This is a genomic window from Duganella sp. GW821-FHT01E12 (genome assembly GCF_059422325.1).
In genome coordinates, this window is sequence record NZ_JBWKWR010000007.1 from 340,845 (window position 1) to 363,503 (window position 22,659).

Sequence of the window (22,659 nt, forward strand, 5' to 3'; positions counted from 1 at the left end):
AATCTATGCAATACGTGTCTACCCGCGCCGCCGCATCGGCCGCCGCCTCTTCTTCCCAACAATTCTCCGACATCCTGCTGGGTGGCCTGGCAGCCGACGGTGGCCTGTTCCTGCCGACCGCCTACCCGCAAGTGACCGGCGCCGAACTCGATGCATGGCGCCAGCTGTCCTACGCCGACCTGGCCTACGAGATCCTGAAGAAGTTCGCGACCGACATTCCGGAAGCGGACCTGCGCGCGCTGACCGCCAAGACCTACACCAAGGAAGTCTACAAAAACGCACGCAAAGGCGAAAAGGCCAGCCAGATCACGCCGCTGCGCGTGCTGGAAGAGGGCGGGAACGGCACCAAGCTGGTATTGCAGGCGCTGTCCAACGGCCCGACCCTGGCCTTCAAGGACATGGCGATGCAGTTGCTGGGTAATCTGTTCGAATACACGCTGGCCAAGCAGAACGCGCAGCTCAACATCTTCGGCGCCACCTCCGGCGACACCGGCAGCGCCGCCGAGTATGCGATGCGCGGCAAGAAGGGCATCCGCGTGTTCATGCTGTCGCCGCATAAGAAGATGAGCGCCTTCCAGACCGCGCAGATGTTCTCCCTGCAGGACCCGAACATCTTCAATATCGCCATCGAAGGCGTGTTCGACGACGCCCAGGACATGGTCAAGGCGGTGTCCAACGACCTGCCGTTCAAGGTCAAGCAGAAGATCGGCACCGTCAACTCGATCAACTGGGCGCGCGTGGTGGCGCAGGTGGTGTACTACTTCCGCGGCTACCTGTCGGCGACCACGTCGAACGACCAGAAGGTGTCGTTCACCGTCCCGTCGGGGAACTTCGGCAATATCTGCGCCGGCCATATCGCCCGCATGATGGGCCTCCCGATCGACAAGCTGGTCGCCGCCACCAACGAAAACGACGTGCTCGATGAGTTCTTCCGCACCGGTGTGTACCGCGTGCGCAAGTCGTCCGAGACCTACCACACCAGCAGCCCGTCGATGGACATCTCCAAGGCGTCCAACTTCGAGCGCTTCATCTATGACCTGGTGGGCCGCGACGGCGACCGCACCCGCGCGCTGTTCCAGAAAGTGGAAACCCACGGCGGCTTCGACCTGTCCGGCAAACCGGGCAGCGATGGCGACGAGTTTAAGCTGGTGGCCAAGTACGGCTTCAAGTCCGGCAAGTCCACCCACGAGGACCGCCTGAACACGATCCGCGACGTGGCCGACGACTACGGCATCGTCATCGACACCCACACCGCCGACGGCATCAAGGTCGCGCGCGAGAACCTGGAACCCGGCGTGACGATGATTGTGCTGGAGACCGCGCTCGCCGCCAAGTTCAACGAAACCATCCTCGACGCGCTGGGCGAGGACGCCGAGCGTCCGGAAGGCTTCGAGAACATCGAAGACCTGCCGCAGAAGTTCGTCGTCATGCCGCCGGACGTCGAGAAGATGAAAGCCTACATCGCCGCCAACACCGGCCTGTAACCATGACGGAATATAAGCCCAAGCCCATGCTGGCGGTCGCCGAGGCGCTGGCCCTGATGGCCGCCGCCGCGCGGCCCGTGGCCGACGTTGAAGTCATACCGACGCTGTCGGCCAACGGCCGCGTGCTGGCGAAGGCGCAGGTGTCGGGCATGAACGTGCCGGGCATGGACAACACCCAGATGGACGGCTACGCGGTGCGCGCGGCCGATTGCGCCAGCGGCCGCGCGGCGCTGACGGTGTCGCAGCGTATCCCGGCCGGCCACGTCGGCCAGCCTTTGCTGCCGGGGACCGCCGCCCGCATCTTCACCGGCGCGCTGATTCCTGAAGGCGCGGACGCGGTGGTCATGCAGGAGCAGTGCGAACTGGCCGGCAATGTGGTTACGATCCGCCACGCGCCGAAGTCCGGCGAATGGATACGCCGCGCCGGCGAGGACATCACCAACGGCAGCATCATCCTGCCGGCCGGTACGCGCCTGCGCAGCCAGGAGCTGGGATTGGCTGCGTCGGTCGGCCTGGCCGAGCTGCCGGTCAAGCGCAGGCTGCGCGTGGCCGTGTTCTTCACCGGCGACGAGCTGACGATGCCGGGCGAGCCGCTGGCGCCGGGCGCCATCTACAACTCCAACCGCTTCACGCTGCGCGCGCTGCTGGAGAACCTGGGCTGCGAAATCACCGACTTCGGCATCGTGCCCGATTCGCTGGACGCCACGCGTTCCGTGCTGCGCGAGTGCGCGCAAGGGCATGACCTGATCATCACCTCCGGCGGCGTTTCGGTCGGCGAGGAAGACCACATCAAGCCCGCCGTCGAGGCGGAGGGCAAGCTCAATATGTGGCAGATCGCCGTCAAGCCGGGCAAGCCGCTGGCGTTCGGCGAGGTGGGACAGGCGTTCTTCGTCGGCCTGCCCGGCAACCCGGTGTCGAGCTTCATCACCTTCCTGATGTTCGTTCGTCCTTTCGTGCTGCGTCTGCAGGGCGTGACGGAGGCTCTGGCGCCGCGCGCGTTCACGATGCGCGCCGATTTCAACTGGCCGAAGGCGGACAAGCGCAACGAGTACCTGCGCGCCCGCATCAACGCGGCCGGCGGCCTTGAACTGTTCACCAACCAGAGTTCCGGCGTGCTGACGTCGACCGTGTGGGGCGATGGCGTGATCGACAATCCGCCCGGCCAGACCATCGCGGCCGGCGATGCCGTTCGATTTATACCGTTTAGCGAGTTAATGCACTGATGTCAGTTACCGTAAAATTTTTCGCCAGCGTGCGCGAAGCGCTGGGCGTGTCGTCCGAGACGATGGAACTGCCGGCCGGCGTGGGCACGGTCGGCGCCTTGCGCGCCCACCTGGCTGCCCGTGGCGACGCCTGGCAGCAGGCGTTGGGCAACCCGGCGTTGCGCATGGCCTGCAACCAGGTGATGTGCGGCGCCGATGCGGCGCTGGCCGACGGCGCCGAGGTGGCGTTCTTCCCGCCGGTGACGGGCGGCTAAGCCTTAGGGTTTTTTAGGCTTGGCGTTGGCGCCGCGCGCGGCGTCCAGGTTATCGCACAAGGCGCAGGCCTTGGCGTTTCGGTGGCGGCGCCATGCCGCGTAGGTGAAAATGGCCGCCGCGAACAGCGCCCAGACGGCGGCGCTCAGATAGTCTTCGCGCGCGGTCGAACCTTTTAGCCATTCCACCGCCGCCAGTATCACAAACAAGGGCACTGCGGCCTGCAAATAGCGTTTCATCCAAAAAGTGGCACCCATCGTATCTCCTGTAACTTTGTCTCATATCGGACCCAATTCATGCAGTCTAGTTTGACACCTTTTCGTGTCGCCGTCATCGGCGGTGGTCCCGCCGGACTGATGGCCGCCCAAACCCTGGCGCAGGGCGGGGCCCAGGTCGATGTCTATGACGCGATGCCGTCGGTCGGCCGCAAGTTCCTGCTGGCCGGGCGCGGCGGCATGAACATCACCCACGCCGAGCCATATGCGGACTTCGTCACGCGCTACGGCAAGGGCGCCGCGCCGTTGCACGGCATGCTCGATGCCTTCGGCCCGCAGGACGTGCGCGACTGGGTGCATGGCCTGGGCGTCGACACCTTTGTCGGCACATCGGGCCGCGTGTTCCCGACCGATATGAAGGCCGCGCCGTTGCTGCGCGCCTGGCTGCATCGCCTGCGCGAGAGCGGGGTGCAGTTCCACATGCGGCACCGCTGGCTGGGCTGGCGCGACGAGGCCCTGGTGCTCGATGCGCCCGGCGGGGAATTGCAGGTCCGCGCCGACGCGGTGGTGCTGGCCTTGGGCGGTGGCAGCTGGGCGCGACTCGGTTCGGATGGTGCGTGGGTGCCGTTGCTGGCGGCGCGCGGCGTCGGTGTGGCGCCGCTGGCGCCGGCCAACTGCGGCTTCGACGTGGACTGGAGCGAGCATTTCAGCAGCCGCCACGCGGGCGAGCCGCTGACGACCGTCGCCATCATCTCCACCGGCGCGGACGGCAAGGAATTCCGCAAGCAGGGACAGTTCGTGGTCACCCAGGGTGGGGTCGAGGGCAGTTTGATCTACGCCTTGTCGGCCGCCCTGCGCGACCAGATCGCCGCAACCGGCAGTACCACGATCTACCTCGACCTGCTGCCGGACCTGTCGCCGCAACGGGTGGCGGACGAAGTGGCGCGGCCGCGAGGGGCGCGTTCGATGGCCAGCCACCTACAAAGCCGCTTGGGCATCAAGGGCGTCAAGGCTGGCCTGCTGCGCGAGTGCCTGGGCAAGGAGCAGTATGCGGACGAGGACCAACTGGCGCAGGCCATCAAGCGGCTTCCGGTGCGGCTGCTGCGTCCACGTCCGATCGACGAAGCGATCAGCAGTGCCGGCGGCGTGCGTTGGGATGCCTTGGAGGGGACGATGTTGAAGTCCGCGCCGGGCGTGTTCGTGGCCGGCGAGATGGTGGACTGGGAAGCGCCGACCGGCGGCTATCTGCTGACAGCCTGCCTGGCCGGCGGCCAGGCGGCAGGGCGCGATGTCCTGGCCTGGCTGCGGCGCGGCTGATTATTCCCAGGTCACGTCGCCTGAACCCGTGCGGCTGACGTTGCGGTTGTCGGGATTGCCCAGCACGCGGATATCGCCGCTGCCGCGCAGCGTCAGGTCCGCCGATTGCTTGGCGAAGACCTGGCTGGTGCCGGAACCCTTCAGGTTGACCGTCACCTTTTCCGAGGCCAGGTGGCGCGCATCGAGGTCGCCGGAGCCGGTCAACTCGGCGTTCAGCGTCTTGCAGCTGCCGGAGGAAGTGATCTGGCCCGAGCCCACCATCTCCAGTTCCACATTCTCGCTGCTGCCGGCGTTCAGATTCAGATGGCCGCTGCCGTGGGCGCCGGCCGTCAATTCGCGATAGCGGCCCGTGAAGTTCACATTGCCAGAACCGTGCAGCTGCAGTTCCAGCTTGTCGCCGCTGAAGCCCGTGACCTTGGTCTCGCCGCTGCTGCGCACCACCAGTTCCTCCAGCTGCGGCAGCACCAGTTCCACCTGCAGCGGATGGCGCGGATTGAGCAGCATGCCCTTGGTGCCGATGTGCAGGTCGCGGCCATCCTGGACGGTTTCGATATTGGCCAGCGAGCGCTGTTCGCCGCGCACCTTCAGCGACGCCACCGGGCCCTGGACCAGAACCAGGTCGATCGGGCCGCTCAGTTCCACGGCGGTGGCCATGGCGTCGATCTTGCGGGTTTCGCCGCCCAGGGCGCGCCCGGCCGAACTGGTCGGACTGGTGCTGCCGTAGGCCTTCAGCATGCTGTAGCTGATGGCGATCAGCACAAAGGACATCAGCAACAGGCTGGTCCCGATTTTCAATAAAGCGCGCATGGTCATGACTCCTTAGCGTCCGCGAAGCAGGGACACGTTCATTGCTACATACCGCCGCAGGCCGATCATGGTGTAGCGGGTGACGACGATGCTGATCAGGCAAAGCCCGATGCCGCCCAATATCAGGCCGAAGCCGATCAGCGACTGGCTGGTGCGCGCGCCGCTGTCGAAATCGGTGGTGATGCGCAGATCGCCGGTGGCGACCGCCTCGGCGCGGTTCAACAGGCGTCCGCTGCGGCTCAGGTTCTCGTCGCCGCTGCTGCTGTTGTCGGTGTTGTCCGGGTCCTTGTTGATTTGGACGCCCATGCTGTTGATCGCCATGCGCCAGCCCTGGATGTCCTGCTCTTCCTCCGGCGTGTCGAAATGCGAGTTGGTGAACTCCATCACATGGCGCAGCGGGCCTTCCAGCGCCAGCTCGTTCTGGCCCGACAAGCCGCTCGACACCAGCGCGATGCCGGCGATGTAGAAGGCGAAGGCGGAGACGTAGACGGCGCCCAGCAGCGAGGCATACACCATCGCCGGGATCACCATGAACAGGTTGAAGATCGCCAGCCCGATGAAGGAGACCACCATGCGGGCCAGGTTGACCGGGGTTTTCTTTTGCTCGAAGGCGTTCAGGTGGACGTTGGCGCGCAGCGTCATGGCGACCTTGCGCGGTTCGTCCAGTTCCTTATAGACCTCAGCCTCGCTGCGGCCGGCCACCAGGCCGTCGATGAAGCGTTGCTCGTAGTAGGCCAGGGTCTTGGCCACCGTTTCCGGCGGCAGGCCCTGCATGGCCTGTTTGAGCGCGTCGAGGTATGCCTGCTTGTTCATGATATCAAATACCTAATGTTGCGCTGTTGTGTGCCATGGCCATCGCGCTGCTTGCCACCGGTGCGGTCTGCACGATGGCCACCGTGCTGGCCGCGACGAAGGCGATCAAGGCAAGGGTTTTGAGGCTGAGGGCGATGTTCATGTTGATTCCAATGTTAGTCTTTTGTCGATGATGCTACTGTACGCAAGCGCCCGGTCTGGCGCCATCGGCATGTGACAGGCTGCATAAATAGCGGGGCAGGCGACAAAAACCGGGGACTAGATGGTAGCCCCCTTGAGCAGGGCGGCGGCGGCCACGCCGCTGCGCACCGCCGATTCCAGCGTGGCCGGGTAGTCGCCGGCGGTGTAGTCGCCGGCCAGGACCAAGCCTGGCAGGCCGCTGGCGTTGACCGGGCGGGCCAGGCCGGGCGCGCAGGCGTAGGTGGCGCGCTTCTCGGTGATGACCTTGAACCACTTGGGCCGGCCCAGTTCCGGGCGCTGGAACACCGCCGCCAGCTGGACCGCCACCGCTTCGGCCAGCAGATCCTGGCTTTGCGCGGCGGCGCTGCCGGAGGCACTGATGACCACCGCCAGCAAGCCGGCCTGGCTGGCGTCGAGCTGGCCGCGGTCGAACACGAACTGGCCCCACTGATGATTGTCCGGATCGTCCAGCAGGGCGAAGAAGGGCAGTTCCAGCCGGGTCGCGGCGTCGTATTGCAGGTAGCAGGTGGTGATGGCTTCCGGCTCGAACGCGGTCAACTGGCTGCACAGGGCCGAGGTGTCGCAGTCCGGTATGCCGTGCAGCAGCGTGGCCGCCTGGCTGGCGCCGGTGGCCAGCACCACGCCGCTGAAATAGGTGCTCCAGTTGCCGCCCACGGCGGCGCCGCTGATGTCGAGTTGCCACAGGCGGCCTTCGATGGAGCGCAGCGCCTGCACCTTGGCGCCGGTGCGCACCGAGCCGCCGTGCGCTTCGACATAGGCGGCGGCCGCCTCGGGCAACAGTGTAGACAAGTCGGCGCGCGGCAGCAGCATGTCCGAGGCGCTGCGTTTGGCGCCCAGGCTGTCGCGCAGCACGTTGAGGAAGACCTGGGCCGAGGCGCGTTCCGGCGGCGTGTTCAGCGCGGCCAGGCAGAGCGGGCGCCACATCAGCTGGATCAGGCGCGGGGTTTGGTCGAAGCGCTGCAGCAGCTCGGTCACGCTGCAATCGGTGTGCAGCGCCCAGCCCATCCAGCGCGCGGTGGTGGAGAAGCGCGCCAGGCTGAGCTTATCGGCGCGCGCCAGCCCTTTGGCGCGCAGCAGCGCCAGCGCCAGGTGCAGCGGCGCGGGCAGGCGCGGCGCGACGAAATCCATGCCGCCGCTGCCGGCCGGGTAGCGCATTTGCAGCGGCAGCGACAGCAAGGCCTGCTCGCGGTCCACGCCGGTCAGCTTCATCAGCCGCAGCGTCTCGCTGTAGGCGCCCAGCAGGATGTGCTGGCCGTTGTCCAGGTGGCGGTGGTCGGTCTCGATGCGGCGCGCGCGGCCGCCTAGCGTGCGCGCGGCCTCCAGCTGCGTGACCTTGTAGCCGGCGCGCGCCAGTTCGACGGCCGCCGCGCAACCGGCCCAGCCGCCGCCGATCACGGCGACCGCGCGCGAAGTCAGCCCCGGTTCGGCCTTGGCGGCGCGCTGGTCGACGCCCTCCTTAGCCACGGATGTAGGTCTTCCACGCCAGCCAGAGCTTGCGGATAGGCGTCAGCGAAATGCGTTGCGTGAGCACGTGGAAGCCGTCGGCCTGCACTTCGTCGAGCAGCGTGCGGTAGATGGCGGACATCATCAGGCCGGGGCGCTGGGCGCGCCGGTCTTCCTTCGGCAGCAGCGCGAAGGCTTCGTCGTAGACCATCTGCGCGCGGTCGGCCTGGAAGGCCATCAGCTTTTCGAAGTTCTCGCTGTGGCGGGCGTTGAGCAGGTCGGCGGCGGTCACGTTGAACTGCTGCAGCTCGTTGATCGGCAGGTAGATGCGGCCCTTGCGCGCGTCTTCGCCGACGTCGCGGATGATGTTGGTCAGCTGGAAGGCGTGGCCCAGTTTTTCCGCGTACTGCAGCGTTTCCGGCTTGGTCGCGCCGAAAATGCTGGCCGACAGGATGCCCACCACGCTGGCCACGTGCCAGCAGTATTTGGTCAGCGCCGCGTAGTCGAGGTAGCGGGTCTGGTTCAAGTCCATCTCCATTCCGTCGATGATGGCCTGCAGATGCTGCTGTTGCAGCTGGTAGGCGCTCAGGTGCGGCTGCAGCGCCTGCGTGACGGGGTGGGTCTGCTGGCCTTCGTACATGTTGGCGATTTCCTTGCGCCACCATGCCAGCTTGATGCGGGCGATCGACTCGTCGGTGCATTCATCGACGGTGTCATCCACTTCGCGGCAAAAGGCATACAGGGCGGTGATTGCGCGGCGACGCTCCGGCGGCAGGAACAGGAAGCTGTAGTAGAAACTGGAGCCGCTCTGGGCGGTCTTTTGCTGGCAGTAGTCGTCGGGAGACATGGATAAAAAAGCAAGGATGACATCGAAGCCGCTATTCTATAGGTTAAGTGTAACAATGTGGGCCAATGTCGGCACGGCGGGCACGGATAGTAGTACAGTTCCAAGTTCTCAATTAGACAAGATTGCTCACTAGCTAAGGGGAACTCCATGGATGCCAAAGGCCGGCCGGAAGGCTGCAACACCATCACTCCGAACTGCATCGTCAACAATGTGGCCGACGCCGTGGCGTACTATCAGAAGGTGTTCGGCGCGGAAGAGTTGTTGCGTCTGCATACGCCTGATGGCAAAGTCGTGCATTGCGAGCTGAGGATCGGCGACTCGCGCATCAACCTGGGCGAGTCCATGGAAGGCTGGCCGGTGCAGCCGCTGTTGGCGCAGATCTATGTGCCCGACGCCGACGCCACGGTGGCGCTGGCGATCGAGTTCGGCGCGAAGGCCTTGAGCCCGGTTGGCGACATGTTCTTCGGCACGCGCGAGGGGCGGGTAATGGATCCGTTTGGCAACACCTGGACCATTGCCACGCATAAGAAACAAGTTTCTGGCGCTGAAATGCAGCGCCTGTTGAATGAGATGTATGCATGATACAAATTCGCGAAATCGATCACCTGGTGCTGCGCGTGGTGGACTTGGCGCGCATGCTGGATTTCTACTGCGGCGCGCTGGGCTGCACGGTCGAACGCCGGCAGGATGAGATCGGGCTGGTGCAGCTGCGCGCCGGCAGCAGCCTGATCGACCTGGTGCCGGTCGATGGCAAGCTGGGCCGCGTGGGCGGCGCCGCGCCGGGCGCCGAGGGGCGCAATATGGACCATTTCTGCCTGCGGGTGGAACCTTTCGACGAAGCGGGGATCCGCGCACATCTGTTGTCGCGCGGTGTGACGGCGGGGCAGGTGGAGTCGCGTTACGGTGCGGAAGGCGAGGGGCCGTCCATCTACCTGACCGACCCGGAAGGCAATGTTGTCGAGCTAAAAGGTGCGCCAGGTCAACTGTGACGACGCTTATTCATCTTCGGGGATACAATATGTTACGTTTCCCTGGAGATGCCTCGTATGTACAAGCAGTCAGCCGCCGCCATATTGCTTATTCCATTGTTGTGGGGGTGCAGCCGCGCGCCAGCCGCAGCCGATGTGCCGATGAAATCAGCCACCTATTACGAACAGCATCTGCAGGAGGCGGCGCAGGTAGCGAATCGCTGCCATCAGCTCAATGAACAGCAGCAACGCCGGCTCAGCGCGCGTGACTACCAGGAATGGCGGATTTCAAACGAGTGGGCCAATTGCCATACCGCGATATCGGTGACGGATGCGGCGGCGCTGCGTGACTCGCTGCTCAAGCCGCCGGCGTCGCAAGGGGCGAACGCGGCGCTATCGCCGTAAGCTGCTGGCGCGGCGCCGTCCCGGCGGGTCGGACAGTACCCGTACGATGACGCTGAACGGAATATTCCTGCGCACTAAAAATTCCGACGCGAACGCCCGCCCGCGGCTTTGCAGCAGGTTGACGCCCAGTTCCACCACCTTCGATGTTTCCATATCCGGCCGCGACGACCGATCTTCCATAACCATGATGCCACCTCTCCATTTCCTTTGAAGGTAACATGGGGAAGGAACATTGTGCAGAGGCAACGATTTAATCGTGCGCGGCTATTTTGGCGGCCGGGCCTGGCCGGCGCTACGTCAAGCGGTCCTGAACACCGCCTTCATCTGCTTCTTCATGCGCACGGCGGCCCAGAAGATGCCCAGCCAGTCGCGCCTGGTGAGCTTGGGACGGTGCAGGAAGACGTCGTACTCGGCGGCCTCGATGGCGTCCAGAATGCGCAGGCCGCCTTGCACCACCATGCGCAGCTCGAAGCCTATGCGTCCCTTCAGGCGCAGCGCCAGCGGCGCACCGCTCAGCATCAGCGCGCGGGCCCGGTCCACCTCGAACTTCATCATCGAGCGCCAGCGCGGGCGGGCGCTGGCGTGGTCAAGCGCGGCCGGCGAGATCGCGTAGCGGCTCAAATCCTCCAATGGGATGTAGATGCGCTCTTTATGGATGTCGATCGCGACATCTTGCAGGAAGTTGATCAGTTGCAGCGCGGTGCAGATGGCGTCGGAATCGCGGATATTTTCCTCGTCGGCCTGGCCGTACAGGTGCAGCATCAGGAAGCCGACCGGATTGGCCGAGCGCGCGCAGTAGTCCAGCAGGGCGTCGTAGGTGGCGTAGCGGCTCACCAGCACATCCTGCTTGAAGGCGGACAGCAGCTCGTACAGCGGCTTGAGCGGCAAGTCGTACTGGCGCACCACCTGCGCCAGCCGTTCGAACATCGGCTCGTGCGGGGTGCCGCCGGCCTCGATCTGGGTCAGCGCGGCCTCGTAGGCGTTCAGCGCGGCGAGCCGCTGCTCGGGCGCGGCGTCCCCCTCGTCGGCCAGGTCGTCTGCGCTGCGGGCAAAGGCGTAGATCGCTTCCACCGCCGGCCGCAAGCGGCTGGGCAGTAGAAAAGATGCAACAGGGAAATTCTCGTAGTGATCTACCGGCATAAAACTGGCCCAAAAGCAAAATAAAAAATTAATGACGCAAAAGTCATTTGCAAACGCATGAGGTCGGCATATAATAAATTAACGGAAAGTCATTTATTTCCGAGCCGTAATAGTAGTGCCATCTACACTCCAGAGCAAGCTAAAGGAATACACCGTGGTCGCCTTTGAAAAACAGCGTCAGATTTCCCCCCTCTTTATTACCGTGCTGGCCGCCGCCGTGCTGGCCGGTTGCTCCAAACCGGCCGAGAAAACCGAAGACATCCGCCCGGTGCGCGCCATGGTGCTCGCCAGCAGCGACGTCGACGTCAACGCCGAGTTTTCCGGCGAGGTGCGCGCCCGCGTGGAATCGCGGCTGGGCTTTCGCGTCGGCGGCAAGATCGTCGCCCGCAAAGTCGATGTCGGCACGCTGGTCAAGCACGGCCAGGTGTTGATGCAGCTCGATCCGCAGGACTTGCAGCTGTCGCAGGCCCAGGCGCTGGCCGGCCTGCGCGCCGCCGAGACCAACCGCGACCTGGCCAAGGCCGAACTCAAGCGCTATCAGGAACTGCGCAACAAGAACTTCGTCAGCCAGGCCGTGCTGGACGCCAAGGATTCCACCTACAAGGCGGCGCAAGCCAATGTGGACGCTTCGCAGGCGGCCTATCGCGGCCAGTCCAACCAGGCGGGCTACGCCAGTTTAGTGTCCGATGTTGACGGCGTCGTGACGGCGGTGGATGCCGAAGTCGGCCAGGTGGTGCAGCCGGGCACGCCCGTGGTGCGCGTGGCCAAGCAAGGTGAGAAGGAAATCGTCATTGGCCTGCCGGAAGACAAGGTCGAAACCTTGCGCCGCGTGCCGGACGTGCAGGTGCGCCTGTGGGCCGATCCGAGCAATGTGGTGGCGGGCAAGATCCGCGAGATTTCTCCGGTGGCCGACCCGTCGACCCGCACCTACACCGTCAAGGTGGTGATACCGGACTCGCTGTCCGAAGCCAAGCTGGGCATGACCGCCGTGGTGCAGTTCGCCTCCAAGACGGCCAAGCCGCAGATCAAGGTGCCGCTGACGGCGCTGTACTATGAGAAATCCGCCTCGTCGGTCTGGGTGGTGGAGGGCGGCGCCGTCAAGCTGGTGCCGGTCACCATCGACGGCGCGGCCGGCAACGATATCGTGCTGGCCGGCGGCGTCAAGGCTGGCCAGACGGTGGTGACGGCGGGCGTCAACCTGCTCAAGCCGGGCCAGAAGGTCAAGATCCTCGGCAACGATCTGCCGGCTGCGCCTGATGTTGCGCCAGCCGTCGCGGGGACCGTCAAATGAAGGGGGGCTTCAATCTCTCACGCTGGGCGCTTGAACACATCCCGCTGACGCGCTACTTGATCGCCGTGCTGCTGATAGGCGGCATGCTGAGCTATTCCAACCTGGGCCAGGACGAGGATCCGCCGTTCACCTTCCGCGCAATGGTGGTGCGGGCCAACTGGCCGGGCGCGACCTCGCTGCAGATGGCCGAGCAGGTCACCGACAAGCTGGAGAAGAAGCTGCAGGAGACGCCGGACATCGACGAGATCAGCAGCTATTCCAAGCCGGGCGAGACCACCATCATCCTCAAGCTGCGCGAATCGGCGCCGCCCAAGGAAGTGGCGCAATCGTGGTACCAGGTGCGCAAGAAGATCGGCGACATCCGCGGCACTTTGCCGCCGGGCGTACAGGGGCCGTACTTCAACGATGAATTCGGCGACACCTACGGTTCCATCTTCGCGCTATCCGGCGACGGCTTCACCTATGCCGAGATGAAGGACTATGCCGATTTCGTCCGTCAGCAGCTGCTGGGCGTGCCGCTGGTGTCCAAGGTCGAGCTGTTCGGCGTGCAGGACGAGAAGATCAACATCGAGTTCTCGCACAAGAAGTTCGCGCAGCTGGGCATTCCGATCGAGGCCATCGCCAACCAGATCGCCACCCAGAACACGGTGGAGGCGACCGGTGTGCTGGTCACCCCGACCGATAACCTGCAGGTGCGCGTGACCGGCGCGCTCAAGACCGTCAAGGAACTGGAAGAGCTGGAACTGCGCGCCAACGGCACCACCTTCCGCCTGGGCGACTTCGCCACCATCAAGCGCCAGTACCAGGACCCGCCGGGCAACAAGATGCGCTTCAACGGCAAGGAAGTGATCGGCCTGGGTGTGTCGATGGAAAAGGGCGGCAACATCATCCAGCTCGGCAAGAGCATGGAGAAGACCGTCGCCGCGATGAAGGCCAAGCTGCCGGTCGGCATCGAGCTCGAGCGTGTGTCGGACCAGCCTGAGGCCGTCAAGGCTTCGGTGGGCGAGTTCGTGCACACGCTGATCGAGGCCGTGCTGATCGTGCTGGCCGTCAGCTTCGTGGCGCTGGGCATGCACAGCAAGCCCAAGCTGCGGCTGGACGTCCGTCCCGGCCTGGTGGTGGCGCTGACCATCCCGCTGGTGCTGTCGGTGACCTTCCTGTGCATGCGCATGCTCGACATCGACCTGCACAAGATATCGCTGGGCGCGCTGATCATCGCGCTGGGCCTGCTGGTGGACGACGCCATCATCGCCGTTGAAATGATGGTGCGCAAGATGGAGGAGGGCATGTCGCGCTTCGACGCCGCCACCTTCGCCTACACCTCGACCGCGATCCCGATGCTGACCGGCACCCTGATCACGGTGGCGGGCTTCCTGCCGATCGGCCTGGCCAAGTCGGCGGCCGGCGAATACACGTTCTCGCTGTTCTCGGTCAACGCGCTGGCGCTGGTCATTTCGTGGGTGGCGGCGGTGGTGTTCACACCCTACATCGGCTACGTGCTGCTGAAGGTCAAGCCGCACGCCGAGGGCGGCAGCGAGCACGACCTGTTCGATACGCCGGGCTTCCGCAAGTTCCGCGCGGTGGTTAACTGGTGCGTCGAGTACCGCAAGACCACCATCGCGGCCACGCTGCTGATCTTTGCGCTGGGCGTGTACGGCTTCAAGTACATCGAGAAGCAGTTCTTTCCGGATTCCAGCCGGCCCGAGCTGATGGTCGAACTGTGGACGCCGGAAGGCACGACCTTTAGCGCCAACGAGGCGCAGGTGAAGAAGTTCGAGGCCTTCATCCGCAAGCAGGAGGGCGTGGTCAGCGTGACCAGCTACGTCGGCACCGGCAGTCCGCGCTTCTACCTGCCGCTGGACCAGATATTCCCGCAGACTAACGTGTCGCAGATCGTCGTGCTGCCGAAAGACCTGCATGCGCGCGGTGTGTTGCGCGACAAGATCGTCGACATCTTCAAGCACGACTTCCCGGAAGTGCGCGGCCGCGTCAAGCTGCTGCCGAACGGGCCGCCGGTGCCGTACCCGGTGCAGTTCCGCGTGACCGGCGGCGAGGTGGATAAGGTGCGCGCCATCGCCGACCAGGTGAAGGACATCATGCGCGCCAATCCGAACACGCTGGGCGTCAACGACAACTGGAATGAATCGATCAAGGTGCTGCGCCTCGACCTGGACCAGGACAAGATGCGCGCGCTGGGCGTGACCTCGCAGACCGTGATGCGGGCGGCGAACACCATCCTGTCCGGCACCACCATCGGCCAGTTCCGCGAGGACATCAAGCTGATCGACATCCAGATCCGCCAGCCCATCGAGGAACGCAACACCATCTCGATCCTGAACGACACCAACATCCCTACCGCCAGCGGCAAGTCGGTGCCGATCAGCCAGCTGGCCCGCGCGCGCTTCGTGTGGGAACCGGGCGTGGTGTGGCGCGAAGGGCGCGAATGGGCGATCACCGTGCAATCCGACGTGGCCGACAACATCCAGGGGCCGACCGTGTCCGGTCAGATCGAGCCCAAGCTCAAGCAGCTGCGCGACAACCTGCCGGCCGGCTATGCCATCACCGTCAAGGGCGCGGCGGCCGACAGCGGCTCGGCGGAAGCGTCGATCGCTGCCAACCTGCCGCTGGCGATCTTCATCATCTTCACCTTGCTGATGCTGCAGCTGCACAGCTTCTCGCGGGCGCTGCTGGTGTTCCTGACCGGCCCGCTGGGCGTGGCGGGGGCGGCGATGGCCTTGCTGGTGCTGGGCCGTCCGCTGGGCTTCGTGGCCAACCTGGGCATCATCGCGCTGTTCGGCATGATCATCCGCAATTCGGTGATCCTGGTCGACCAGATCGAGCAGGACATCAAGGCCGGCCACGATCCGTGGACCGCCATCGTCGAATCGGCGGTGCGGCGCTGCCGTCCCATCATCCTGACGGCCGCCGCGGCGGCGCTGGCGATGATTCCATTGTCGCGCTCGGTATTCTGGGGGCCGATGGCGGTGGCCATCATGGGCGGCCTGATACTGGCCACGGCGCTGACTTTATTATTCCTGCCGGCATTGTATGCGGCATGGTTTAGAGTGAAGAAGCCGGTGAAATAACGAAAAAACAGCGGAATGTTGGCGACATATTAAAAATCGTCACATTTCGCTGAAAAACCCGTTAGAATATCGCGTTGAAGTTGAAAGCTCCTGCGGAATTCAGCGGGAATAGGGGCGACCGTTTTCACTTACGGGTCGCCCTTTGCTTTTGTGCAAACATGCCGCGAGGATGGCGAAATTGGTAGACGCACCAGGTTTAGGTCCTGACGCCAGCAATGGTGTGGGGGTTCGAGTCCCCCTCCTCGCACCAACTGTATTACTATTTTTTTGGACGATTTTTACATGGCAACTGCAGTCGAAACCTTAGGCAAACTCGAACGTCGTATCACGATCTCCTTCCCGCTGACCGAGGTCCGCGCTGAAGTTGAGAAGCGCCTGAAAGTGCAAGCCAAAACGGCTAAGGCACCAGGCTTCCGTCCGGGTAAAGTTCCTCTGAAAATGGTCGCAGCACAGTACGGTTATCAGATCGAGACCGAAGTGCTGAACGATAAAGTTGGCCGTGCCTTCAACGACGCCGCCAACGCTGCCGAGCTGCGCGTAGCGGGCTACCCACGCATCGAGCCTAAGGAAGAGTCGCCAGCAGGCGTCCTGACCTTTGACGCAACCTTCGAAATCTACCCGGAAGTGGTCGTTGGCGACCTGTCGACCGTGGAAATCGAAACCGTCAAGGCTGACGTGTCGGAAACCGAAATCGACAAAACCATTGAAATCCTGCGCAAACAGCGCGTGCACTTCCACACCAAGGGCGAAGCGGGCGAGCACGGCGACGGCGGCGCAGCCATCGCAGCCAACGGCGACCGCGTGACCGTGGACTTCGTCGGCTCGATCGACGGCGTTGAATTCCCGGGCGGTAAAGCTGAAGACTACGCATTCGTGCTGGGCGAAGGCCGCATGCTGCCGGAATTCGAAGCCGCCACCGTCGGCCTGAAAGTCGGCGAAGCCAAGACCTTCCCACTGGCCTTCCCAGAGGACTACCATGGTAAAGACGTTGCCGGCAAGACCGCATCGTTCACCATCACCCTGAAGAAGCTGGAATGGGCGCACCTGCCGGAAGTCGACGCTGAATTCGCCAAGTCGCTGGGCGTGGCCGATGGCGACGTCGCCAAAATGCGCGAAGACATCAAAGTCAACCTGGAACGCGAAGTCGCCGGCCGTGTCAAAGCCCGCAACAAGGAAGCCGTGATGGACGCGCTGGTGAAGACCGCGACCCTGGACGTGCCACAAGCGCTGATCGCCCAGGACACCGAGCGCCTGGCCGAAATGACCCGTCAGGACATGGCGCAGCGCGGCATGAACGTCAAGGACATCCCGTTCCCACCAGAACTGTTCGCGGAAAAAGCCGAGCGTCGCGTACGCCTGGGCCTGATCCTGTCGCAACTGGTCGGCGAGAACAAGCTGCAAGCCCAGCCTGAGCAGGTCAAAGCGCAAGTCGAAGACTTCGCACAGAGCTACGAAGACCCACGCGAAGTGCTGAAGTACTACTACAGCGACCGTCGCCGCCTGGCCGAAGTCGAAGCCCTTGTATTGGAAGAAAACGTCGTTAACTACGTCCTGGGCCTGTCGAAAACGTCGTCCAAGGTTGTGGCCTTCGACGAACTGATGGGAAGCAACGCACAAGCGTAATCCAGCACGGGCCGGATGATGTAAGATTAGGTCTCCGGCCTCTAGCTGCTTCACAAGGAAATGGAATGACTGGTATGAACCGTAATCCGGCGCTGGACACTGAAATGCTCGGCCTGGTGCCGATGGTGGTCGAACAGAGCGGCCGCGGCGAGCGCTCCTATGATATCTACTCGCGCCTGCTGAAGGAGCGTGTGATCTTCATGGTCGGCCCCGTCAACGACCAGATGGCGAACCTGATCGTCGCCCAGTTGCTGTTCCTCGAAAGCGAAAATCCGGACAAGGATATCTCGCTGTACATCAACTCCCCAGGCGGTTCGGTTTCGGCCGGCCTGGCGATCTTCGATACGATGCAGTTCATCAAACCCGACGTGTCGACGTTGTGCACCGGCATGGCCGCCTCCATGGGCGCCTTCCTGCTGGCCGCCGGCGCCAAGGGTAAGCGCTTCTCGCTGCCGAACTCGCGCATCATGATTCACCAGCCGTCCGGCGGCTCGCAGGGCATGGCTTCGGACATCGAAATCCAGGCCAAGGAAATCCTCTACCTGCGCCACCGTCTGAATTCGATCATGGCTGAGCGCACGGGTCAAACCGTGGAGCAGATCGCCAAAGACACGGATCGTGACCGTTTCATGTCGGCGGAAGAGGCGGTAGAGTACGGTTTGATCGACAAAATGTTGTCCAGCCGGGCTTGATGCTTCCTTCGCAGCATTGCTAAAAGAACGCCCGGGCGATTAATCGTTCGGGCGTTTCGTTTTTATTTCGGGTAGCATGTAGTCATAGGCGGAATTTTCCGGACTCCATATATGCTTCCCGGCAACAGCTACGCCATTCTGTAACCCAAAGAAAACTGCCCCATGTCAGACAAAAAATCCTCCAGCGGCGAAAAATTACTGTACTGCTCGTTTTGCGGCAAGAGCCAGCACGAGGTAAAGAAATTAATCGCCGGCCCATCGGTCTTCATCTGCGACGAGTGCATCGACTTGTGCAATGACATCATTCGCGATGAAACCTCGGCCATCGAGTCGGTCACGGGCGCCAAGTCGGACCTGCCGACCCCGCATGAAATCAAGGACTTGCTGGACCAGTACGTCATTGGCCAGCAAACGGCCAAGCGCATCTTGTCGGTGGCGGTGTACAACCACTACAAGCGCCTCAAGCACCTGGGCAAGAAAGACGACATCGAACTGGCCAAGAGCAACATCTTGCTGGTCGGTCCTACCGGCTCGGGCAAGACCCTGCTGGCCCAGACCCTGGCCCGCATGCTGAACGTGCCGTTCGTCATCGCCGACGCCACCACGCTGACCGAAGCGGGCTATGTGGGCGAGGATGTCGAGAATATCATCCAAAAACTGTTGCAAAGCTGCAACTACGATGTGGAAAAGGCGCAGCGCGGCATCGTCTACATCGACGAGATCGACAAGATCTCGCGCAAGTCGGACAATCCGTCGATCACCCGCGACGTGTCGGGCGAGGGCGTGCAACAGGCGCTGTTGAAACTGATCGAAGGCACGATGGCGTCGGTGCCGCCGCAAGGCGGCCGCAAGCATCCCAACCAGGACTTCGTGCAGATCGACACCACCAACATCATGTTCATCTGCGGCGGCGCGTTCGACGGCCTGGCCAAGGTGATTTCCAACCGTTCGGAAAAGTCCGGCATCGGTTTCTCGGCCAGCGTGAAGAGCAAGAAGGAACGCAGCGCCAGCGACGTGTTGCTGGAAGCGGAACCGGAAGACCTGATCAAGTTCGGCCTGATTCCCGAGCTGGTGGGCCGCCTGCCGGTGGTCGCCACGCTGTCGGAACTGACCGAGGAAGCGCTGATCCAGATCCTGGTCGAGCCGAAGAACGCACTGGTCAAACAGTACGCCAAGCTGCTGGACATGGAAGGCGCCGAACTGGAAATCCGCCCGGCCGCCTTGCACGCCATCGCCAAGAAGGCGCTGGCCCGCAAGACCGGCGCGCGCGGCCTGCGCTCCATCCTGGAGCACGCGCTGCTCGACACGATGTACGAGTTGCCGAACGAAACCAATGTCACCAAAGTGGTCATTGATGAAAACACGATCACCAGCGGCGCCAAACCTTTATTGATCTACCAAGACCAGGCCAAAGCATCTGGTGAGAATTAAATAACTTGTGCACACTTAACCCCACTCAGCAGCAAAATTCATTTCGCATCCGTGGGGCAAGGCGGTACAATTTAAATCAATAAAAGAATGCAGGCTTCATTCGGAAAGCCACACGTGACAGCAGCGTTTGTCACGCGTGGCTTTTTTATTTGACGCGTTTTTTTAGAACATGACTAGCCATTTTGAAAATAACCTTTTATTAAGGAATTATTTCTTGCAGGTCGGTCTTGTGATTCGGCAAAACAGCGCCCACATCATAATCACGCTTTCACATAAGGTACGCCATGACAACTTCCAAATTAACTGAGCAAACTCAACTGCCGTTATTGCCGCTGCGGGATGTTGTAGTTTTCCCGCATATGGTGATACCGCTGTTCGTAGGGCGCCCAAAATCGATCAAGGCGCTGGAAGCCGCTATGGAGCAGGGCAAGAGCATCATGCTTGCCGCGCAAAAAGCCGCTGCCAAGGACGAACCTTCTGCTTCCGATATCTATGAGATCGGCTGCGTGGCCAATATTCTGCAGATGCTGAAACTGCCCGACGGCACCGTCAAGGTGCTGGTCGAGGGGGCTCAGCGTGCACGCATCAACCGTATCACCGATGCGCCGACGCACTTCATCGCCGATCTGACGCCGCTCGATTCCGAGCTGGGCGACGATTCCGAGATCGAAGCGATGCGCCGCGCCATCGTTCAGCAGTTTGACCAGTACGTCAAACTGAACAAAAAGATCCCACCTGAAATCCTCGCCTCGCTGTCGGGCATCGACGACGCCGGCCGCCTGGCCGATACCGTTGCCGCGCACCTGCCGCTGAAGCTTGAGCAGAAGCAGGTGATCCTGGAAATCTTCAGCGTGGCCAAGCGCCTGGAGCACCTGCTGGGCCAGCTGGAAGGTGAACTCGACATTCTGCAGGTCGAGAAGCGCATCCGTGGCCGCGTCAAGCGGCAGATGGAAAAGTCGCAGCGCGAGTACTATCTGAACGAGCAGGTCAAGGCCATCCAGAAGGAACTGGGCGAGGGCGAGGACGGCGCCGATCTGGACGAGTTGGAGAAGAAAGTCGCGCTGGCCAAGATGCCGAAAGAGGCGCTGGACAAGGCCACCGCCGAGTTGAAAAAACTCAAGCTGATGTCGCCGATGTCGGCCGAAGCCACCGTCGTGCGCAACTACATCGACACGCTGGTCAGCCTGCCATGGAAAAAGAAATCCAAGGTCAACAACGATCTGTCGAACGCCGAGAAAGTGCTGGAAGGCGACCACTACGGCCTGGACAAGGTTAAAGAACGCATCCTGGAATACCTCGCGGTGCAGCAACGCGTCGACAAGCTGAAAGCGCCTATCCTGTGCTTCGTCGGTCCTCCGGGCGTGGGCAAGACCTCGCTGGGCCAGTCCATCGCCCGCGCCACGAACCGCAAGTTCGTGCGCATGGCGCTGGGCGGCGTGCGCGACGAGGCCGAGATCCGCGGCCACCGCCGTACCTACATCGGCTCGATGCCGGGCAAGGTGCTGCAGTCGCTGGCCAAGGTCGGCGTGCGCAATCCGCTGTTCCTGCTGGACGAGATCGACAAGATGGGCGCGGACTTCCGCGGCGATCCGTCCTCGGCCCTGCTGGAAGTGCTGGACCCTGAACAGAACCACACGTTCTCGGACCACTACATCGAGGTGGACTTCGACCTGTCGGACGTGATGTTCGTGGCGACGTCGAACTCGTATAACATTCCGCCGGCGCTGCTGGACCGCATGGAAGTGATCCGCCTGTCCGGCTACACGGAAGACGAGAAGACCAGCATCGCCCAGCGCTACCTGCTGCCTAAACAGATCAAGAACAACGGTCTGAAGGAAGACGAGATTTCGGTGGCCGAATCGGCGTTGCGCGACATCATCCGCTACTACACCCGCGAAGCCGGCGTGCGTTCGCTGGAACGTGAAGTGTCCAAGATCTGCCGCAAGGTCGTGAAGATGCTGTTGCTGAAGAAAACGGAGAAGAAAGTCGCCGTCACCAGCAAGAACCTGGACAAGTTCCTGGGCGTGCGCCGCTACGACTTCGGCGTGGCCGAGAAGGAAAACCAGATCGGCCAGGTCGTGGGTCTGGCATGGACCGAGGTGGGCGGCGATCTGCTGACCATCGAGGCCGTGCAGATGCCGGGCAAGGGCGGGGTGATCCGCACCGGCACTCTGGGCGACGTGATGAAGGAATCGATCGAGGCAGCCCGCACCGTGGTGCGCAGCCGCGCCAATCGCCTGGGCATCAAGAACGAAGTGTTTGAGAAGAGCGACATCCACATCCACGTGCCGGAAGGCGCGACGCCGAAGGACGGTCCTTCGGCTGGCGCGGCGATGACGGTGGCGATGGTGTCGGTATTCACGGGCATTCCGGTTCGCGCCGACGTGGCGATGACGGGCGAGATCACGCTGCGCGGCGAAGTATTGCCGATCGGCGGCCTGAAAGAGAAACTGCTGGCGGCGCAGCGCGGTGGCATCAAGACCGTGCTGATCCCTGAGCAGAACGTCAAGGATCTGGCCGACATCCCGGACAATGTCAAAAACAAACTGGAAATCGTGCCGGTGCGTTGGATCGACAAAGTGCTGGAAATCGCGCTGGAACGCATGCCTGAAGCGTTGACGGAGACCGCTCCGGTGGAAGCCGTGGCTGCCGCGGCCGCCAAGGTCGACGGCCAAACGGAAGTGGTAAAACATTAACTTTTACTAGAGTTTAGTAACTGTGGATGCACAAACAGGCGCTTTTATAGCGCCTGTTTGTTATTTCACCCTGCTTTTCTATGGTGCAGCGCTTGACACAGGGGCGGGCTGGCTTGTTTAATACGGCCTGAGATTTTTCTCGGCCTGGAGAACGGTATTCAAATACCGCTATCTACCGGCTAAAACGATATAACCTTTGTGACGGGGAATTGCTTTGAATAAGACTGAATTGATCGACCATATTGCTACTACCGCTGATATCTCGAAAGCGGCTGCTGCACGCGCACTCGACGCGGTGATCGACGGTGTAACCACCACCCTGCAAAAGAACGACAGCGTCACCCTGGTCGGCTTTGGTACCTTCTCCGTGAGCGAACGCGCTGCCCGTACCGGCCGCAATCCGCGCACCAAAGAAGAGATCATCATCGACGCAGCTAAAGTTCCTAAATTTAAAGCTGGTAAAGCTTTGAAAGATGCTGTAAACTAACGGACTTCAGTGAGCAGCAAGCGGTAAAGTTGCTCACGAAACGCAAAACGGGCGGTTAGCTCAGTTGGTAGAGCGGAGCCCTTACAAGGCTTAGGTCGGGAGTTCGAGCCTCTCACCGCCCACCAGTTTTGCAGGCAGTAAAAGTAGTACCCAGTGTTTTGTTGGAGCGGTAGTTCAGTTGGTTAGAATACCGGCCTGTCACGCCGGGGGTCGCGGGTTCGAGTCCCGTCCGCTCCGC

Annotated in this window: 22 protein-coding genes and 3 tRNA genes; 17 read left to right on the top strand and 8 right to left on the bottom strand. The window is 62.5% G+C overall.

Annotated features, from left to right (window positions below; all coding sequences use genetic code 11):
• Positions 1 to 5: 5 nt before the first annotated feature.
• The 3 genes from thrC to moaD are packed head-to-tail and all read left to right on the top strand — an operon-like array spanning position 6 to position 2,961.
• Positions 6 to 1,484: a threonine synthase gene (thrC, locus tag AC07WS_RS20880; RefSeq protein ID WP_494730937.1), complete on the top strand. Its 1,479-nt coding sequence runs from the start codon at positions 6 to 8 to the stop codon at positions 1,482 to 1,484.
• A gap of 2 nt (positions 1,485 to 1,486) precedes the next feature.
• Entirely contained in the window at positions 1,487 to 2,707 is a 1,221-nt protein-coding gene (locus AC07WS_RS20885) for a molybdopterin molybdotransferase MoeA (RefSeq protein ID WP_494730938.1), read from the top strand.
• On the top strand, positions 2,707 to 2,961 hold the full coding sequence (moaD, locus tag AC07WS_RS20890) for a molybdopterin converting factor subunit 1 (protein ID WP_494730939.1): 255 nt from the start codon (positions 2,707 to 2,709) through the stop codon (positions 2,959 to 2,961). Before AC07WS_RS20885 ends, moaD begins: the two co-directional genes overlap by 1 nt.
• A gap of 3 nt (positions 2,962 to 2,964) precedes the next feature.
• Here moaD and AC07WS_RS20895 read toward each other — a convergent pair whose 3' ends face one another.
• On the bottom strand, positions 2,965 to 3,216 hold the full coding sequence (locus AC07WS_RS20895; RefSeq protein ID WP_494730940.1) for a hypothetical protein: 252 nt from the start codon (positions 3,214 to 3,216) through the stop codon (positions 2,965 to 2,967).
• A gap of 39 nt (positions 3,217 to 3,255) precedes the next feature.
• Here AC07WS_RS20895 and AC07WS_RS20900 point away from each other — a divergent pair, with 39 nt between their 5' ends.
• Positions 3,256 to 4,491 carry a TIGR03862 family flavoprotein gene (locus AC07WS_RS20900; protein ID WP_494730941.1) on the top strand — a complete coding sequence of 412 codons (1,236 nt, stop codon included), beginning with the start codon at positions 3,256 to 3,258 and terminating at the stop codon, positions 4,489 to 4,491.
• On the opposite strand, the gene AC07WS_RS20905 is transcribed toward AC07WS_RS20900, so the two are convergent.
• From AC07WS_RS20905 to hpnD, 5 genes are all read right to left on the bottom strand, one after another.
• Positions 4,492 to 5,298 carry a head GIN domain-containing protein gene (locus AC07WS_RS20905; protein WP_494730942.1) on the bottom strand — a complete coding sequence of 269 codons (807 nt, stop codon included), beginning with the start codon at positions 5,296 to 5,298 and terminating at the stop codon, positions 4,492 to 4,494.
• Between the two features lie 12 nt (positions 5,299 to 5,310).
• Positions 5,311 to 6,111 carry a DUF1700 domain-containing protein gene (locus AC07WS_RS20910; protein ID WP_494730943.1) on the bottom strand — a complete coding sequence of 267 codons (801 nt, stop codon included), beginning with the start codon at positions 6,109 to 6,111 and terminating at the stop codon, positions 5,311 to 5,313.
• Positions 6,112 to 6,115: 4 nt separating this feature from the next.
• Positions 6,116 to 6,253 carry a hypothetical protein gene (locus AC07WS_RS20915; RefSeq protein WP_161082730.1) on the bottom strand — a complete coding sequence of 46 codons (138 nt, stop codon included), beginning with the start codon at positions 6,251 to 6,253 and terminating at the stop codon, positions 6,116 to 6,118.
• A 116-nt stretch (positions 6,254 to 6,369) separates the two neighbouring features.
• Positions 6,370 to 7,776, bottom strand: coding sequence for a hydroxysqualene dehydroxylase HpnE (hpnE, locus tag AC07WS_RS20920; RefSeq protein ID WP_494730944.1), 1,407 nt, complete (start codon positions 7,774 to 7,776; stop codon positions 6,370 to 6,372).
• Positions 7,769 to 8,602 carry a presqualene diphosphate synthase HpnD gene (gene hpnD, locus AC07WS_RS20925; protein ID WP_494730945.1) on the bottom strand — a complete coding sequence of 278 codons (834 nt, stop codon included), beginning with the start codon at positions 8,600 to 8,602 and terminating at the stop codon, positions 7,769 to 7,771. Before hpnD ends, hpnE begins: the two co-directional genes overlap by 8 nt.
• A 147-nt stretch (positions 8,603 to 8,749) precedes the next feature.
• Between hpnD and AC07WS_RS20930 the strand changes: the two genes are divergently transcribed.
• Genes AC07WS_RS20930 through AC07WS_RS20940 form a run of 3 tightly spaced genes read left to right on the top strand, consistent with a single transcriptional unit; the run spans position 8,750 to position 9,975 of the window.
• A complete protein-coding gene (locus AC07WS_RS20930; RefSeq protein ID WP_494730946.1) occupies positions 8,750 to 9,184 on the top strand; it encodes a VOC family protein in 435 nt (144 codons plus the stop codon).
• Positions 9,181 to 9,591: a VOC family protein gene (locus AC07WS_RS20935; RefSeq protein WP_494730947.1), complete on the top strand. Its 411-nt coding sequence runs from the start codon at positions 9,181 to 9,183 to the stop codon at positions 9,589 to 9,591. The genes AC07WS_RS20930 and AC07WS_RS20935 overlap by 4 nt, the downstream gene beginning before the upstream one ends.
• Positions 9,592 to 9,648: 57 nt before the next feature.
• Positions 9,649 to 9,975, top strand: coding sequence for a hypothetical protein (locus AC07WS_RS20940; RefSeq protein WP_494730948.1), 327 nt, complete (start codon positions 9,649 to 9,651; stop codon positions 9,973 to 9,975).
• Here the strand turns inward: AC07WS_RS20940 and AC07WS_RS20945 are convergent.
• Together AC07WS_RS20945 and hpnC are read right to left on the bottom strand one after the other, a co-directional pair.
• Positions 9,964 to 10,161 carry a hypothetical protein gene (locus AC07WS_RS20945; protein WP_494730949.1) on the bottom strand — a complete coding sequence of 66 codons (198 nt, stop codon included), beginning with the start codon at positions 10,159 to 10,161 and terminating at the stop codon, positions 9,964 to 9,966. The two genes, AC07WS_RS20940 and AC07WS_RS20945, sit on opposite strands and share 12 nt — an antisense overlap.
• 111 nt (positions 10,162 to 10,272) lie before the next feature.
• The gene (hpnC, locus tag AC07WS_RS20950) at positions 10,273 to 11,115 is read right to left on the bottom strand and encodes a squalene synthase HpnC (RefSeq protein WP_494730950.1); all 843 of its coding nucleotides are present in this window, start codon (positions 11,113 to 11,115) and stop codon (positions 10,273 to 10,275) included.
• A gap of 154 nt (positions 11,116 to 11,269) precedes the next feature.
• On the opposite strand from hpnC, the gene AC07WS_RS20955 reads away from it, so the two are divergent.
• The 10 genes from AC07WS_RS20955 to AC07WS_RS21000 all read left to right on the top strand — a co-directional run bounded on the left by AC07WS_RS20955 (position 11,270) and on the right by AC07WS_RS21000 (position 22,658).
• Positions 11,270 to 12,406 (top strand): efflux RND transporter periplasmic adaptor subunit, encoded by a 1,137-nt coding sequence (locus tag AC07WS_RS20955; RefSeq protein ID WP_494730951.1) that lies wholly within the window; start codon positions 11,270 to 11,272, stop codon positions 12,404 to 12,406.
• A complete protein-coding gene (locus AC07WS_RS20960; RefSeq protein WP_494730952.1) occupies positions 12,403 to 15,492 on the top strand; it encodes an efflux RND transporter permease subunit in 3,090 nt (1,029 codons plus the stop codon). Before AC07WS_RS20955 ends, AC07WS_RS20960 begins: the two co-directional genes overlap by 4 nt.
• A 163-nt stretch (positions 15,493 to 15,655) precedes the next feature.
• Positions 15,656 to 15,742: transfer RNA gene (locus tag AC07WS_RS20965), tRNA-Leu, on the top strand.
• Between the two features lie 32 nt (positions 15,743 to 15,774).
• Positions 15,775 to 17,115: a trigger factor gene (tig, locus tag AC07WS_RS20970; RefSeq protein WP_494730953.1), complete on the top strand. Its 1,341-nt coding sequence runs from the start codon at positions 15,775 to 15,777 to the stop codon at positions 17,113 to 17,115.
• Positions 17,116 to 17,189: 74 nt separating this feature from the next.
• On the top strand, positions 17,190 to 17,807 hold the full coding sequence (gene clpP / locus AC07WS_RS20975) for an ATP-dependent Clp endopeptidase proteolytic subunit ClpP (protein ID WP_408014816.1): 618 nt from the start codon (positions 17,190 to 17,192) through the stop codon (positions 17,805 to 17,807).
• Positions 17,808 to 17,969: 162 nt separating this feature from the next.
• Positions 17,970 to 19,238, top strand: a complete 1,269-nt coding sequence (clpX, locus tag AC07WS_RS20980; RefSeq protein ID WP_008448338.1) for an ATP-dependent Clp protease ATP-binding subunit ClpX — start codon at positions 17,970 to 17,972, stop codon at positions 19,236 to 19,238.
• Positions 19,239 to 19,522: 284 nt separating this feature from the next.
• The gene (lon, locus tag AC07WS_RS20985; RefSeq protein WP_494730954.1) at positions 19,523 to 21,934 is read left to right on the top strand and encodes an endopeptidase La; all 2,412 of its coding nucleotides are present in this window, start codon (positions 19,523 to 19,525) and stop codon (positions 21,932 to 21,934) included.
• A 214-nt stretch (positions 21,935 to 22,148) separates the two neighbouring features.
• Positions 22,149 to 22,421 carry an HU family DNA-binding protein gene (locus AC07WS_RS20990; protein ID WP_008448340.1) on the top strand — a complete coding sequence of 91 codons (273 nt, stop codon included), beginning with the start codon at positions 22,149 to 22,151 and terminating at the stop codon, positions 22,419 to 22,421.
• Between the two features lie 49 nt (positions 22,422 to 22,470).
• A tRNA-Val gene (locus AC07WS_RS20995) sits at positions 22,471 to 22,546 on the top strand.
• Between the two features lie 38 nt (positions 22,547 to 22,584).
• Positions 22,585 to 22,658: transfer RNA gene (locus AC07WS_RS21000), tRNA-Asp, on the top strand.
• Position 22,659 lies beyond the last annotated feature (1 nt).

What these genes read in the sequence shown, in the direction of transcription:
- thrC (WP_494730937.1), top strand. Translation starts at nt 6, where the DNA reads ATGCAATACGTGTCTACCCGCGCCGCCGCATCGGCCGCCGCCTCTTCT.
- AC07WS_RS20885 (WP_494730938.1), top strand. Translation starts at nt 1,487, where the DNA reads ATGACGGAATATAAGCCCAAGCCCATGCTGGCGGTCGCCGAGGCGCTG.
- moaD (WP_494730939.1), top strand. Translation starts at nt 2,707, where the DNA reads ATGTCAGTTACCGTAAAATTTTTCGCCAGCGTGCGCGAAGCGCTGGGC.
- AC07WS_RS20895 (WP_494730940.1), bottom strand. Translation starts at nt 3,216, where the DNA reads ATGGGTGCCACTTTTTGGATGAAACGCTATTTGCAGGCCGCAGTGCCC.
- AC07WS_RS20900 (WP_494730941.1), top strand. Translation starts at nt 3,256, where the DNA reads ATGCAGTCTAGTTTGACACCTTTTCGTGTCGCCGTCATCGGCGGTGGT.
- AC07WS_RS20905 (WP_494730942.1), bottom strand. Translation starts at nt 5,298, where the DNA reads ATGCGCGCTTTATTGAAAATCGGGACCAGCCTGTTGCTGATGTCCTTT.
- AC07WS_RS20910 (WP_494730943.1), bottom strand. Translation starts at nt 6,111, where the DNA reads ATGAACAAGCAGGCATACCTCGACGCGCTCAAACAGGCCATGCAGGGC.
- AC07WS_RS20915 (WP_161082730.1), bottom strand. Translation starts at nt 6,253, where the DNA reads ATGAACATCGCCCTCAGCCTCAAAACCCTTGCCTTGATCGCCTTCGTC.
- hpnD (WP_494730945.1), bottom strand. Translation starts at nt 8,602, where the DNA reads ATGTCTCCCGACGACTACTGCCAGCAAAAGACCGCCCAGAGCGGCTCC.
- AC07WS_RS20930 (WP_494730946.1), top strand. Translation starts at nt 8,750, where the DNA reads ATGGATGCCAAAGGCCGGCCGGAAGGCTGCAACACCATCACTCCGAAC.
- AC07WS_RS20935 (WP_494730947.1), top strand. Translation starts at nt 9,181, where the DNA reads ATGATACAAATTCGCGAAATCGATCACCTGGTGCTGCGCGTGGTGGAC.
- AC07WS_RS20940 (WP_494730948.1), top strand. Translation starts at nt 9,649, where the DNA reads ATGTACAAGCAGTCAGCCGCCGCCATATTGCTTATTCCATTGTTGTGG.
- AC07WS_RS20945 (WP_494730949.1), bottom strand. Translation starts at nt 10,161, where the DNA reads ATGGTTATGGAAGATCGGTCGTCGCGGCCGGATATGGAAACATCGAAG.
- hpnC (WP_494730950.1), bottom strand. Translation starts at nt 11,115, where the DNA reads ATGCCGGTAGATCACTACGAGAATTTCCCTGTTGCATCTTTTCTACTG.
- AC07WS_RS20960 (WP_494730952.1), top strand. Translation starts at nt 12,403, where the DNA reads ATGAAGGGGGGCTTCAATCTCTCACGCTGGGCGCTTGAACACATCCCG.
- tig (WP_494730953.1), top strand. Translation starts at nt 15,775, where the DNA reads ATGGCAACTGCAGTCGAAACCTTAGGCAAACTCGAACGTCGTATCACG.
- clpP (WP_408014816.1), top strand. Translation starts at nt 17,190, where the DNA reads ATGAACCGTAATCCGGCGCTGGACACTGAAATGCTCGGCCTGGTGCCG.
- clpX (WP_008448338.1), top strand. Translation starts at nt 17,970, where the DNA reads ATGTCAGACAAAAAATCCTCCAGCGGCGAAAAATTACTGTACTGCTCG.
- lon (WP_494730954.1), top strand. Translation starts at nt 19,523, where the DNA reads ATGACAACTTCCAAATTAACTGAGCAAACTCAACTGCCGTTATTGCCG.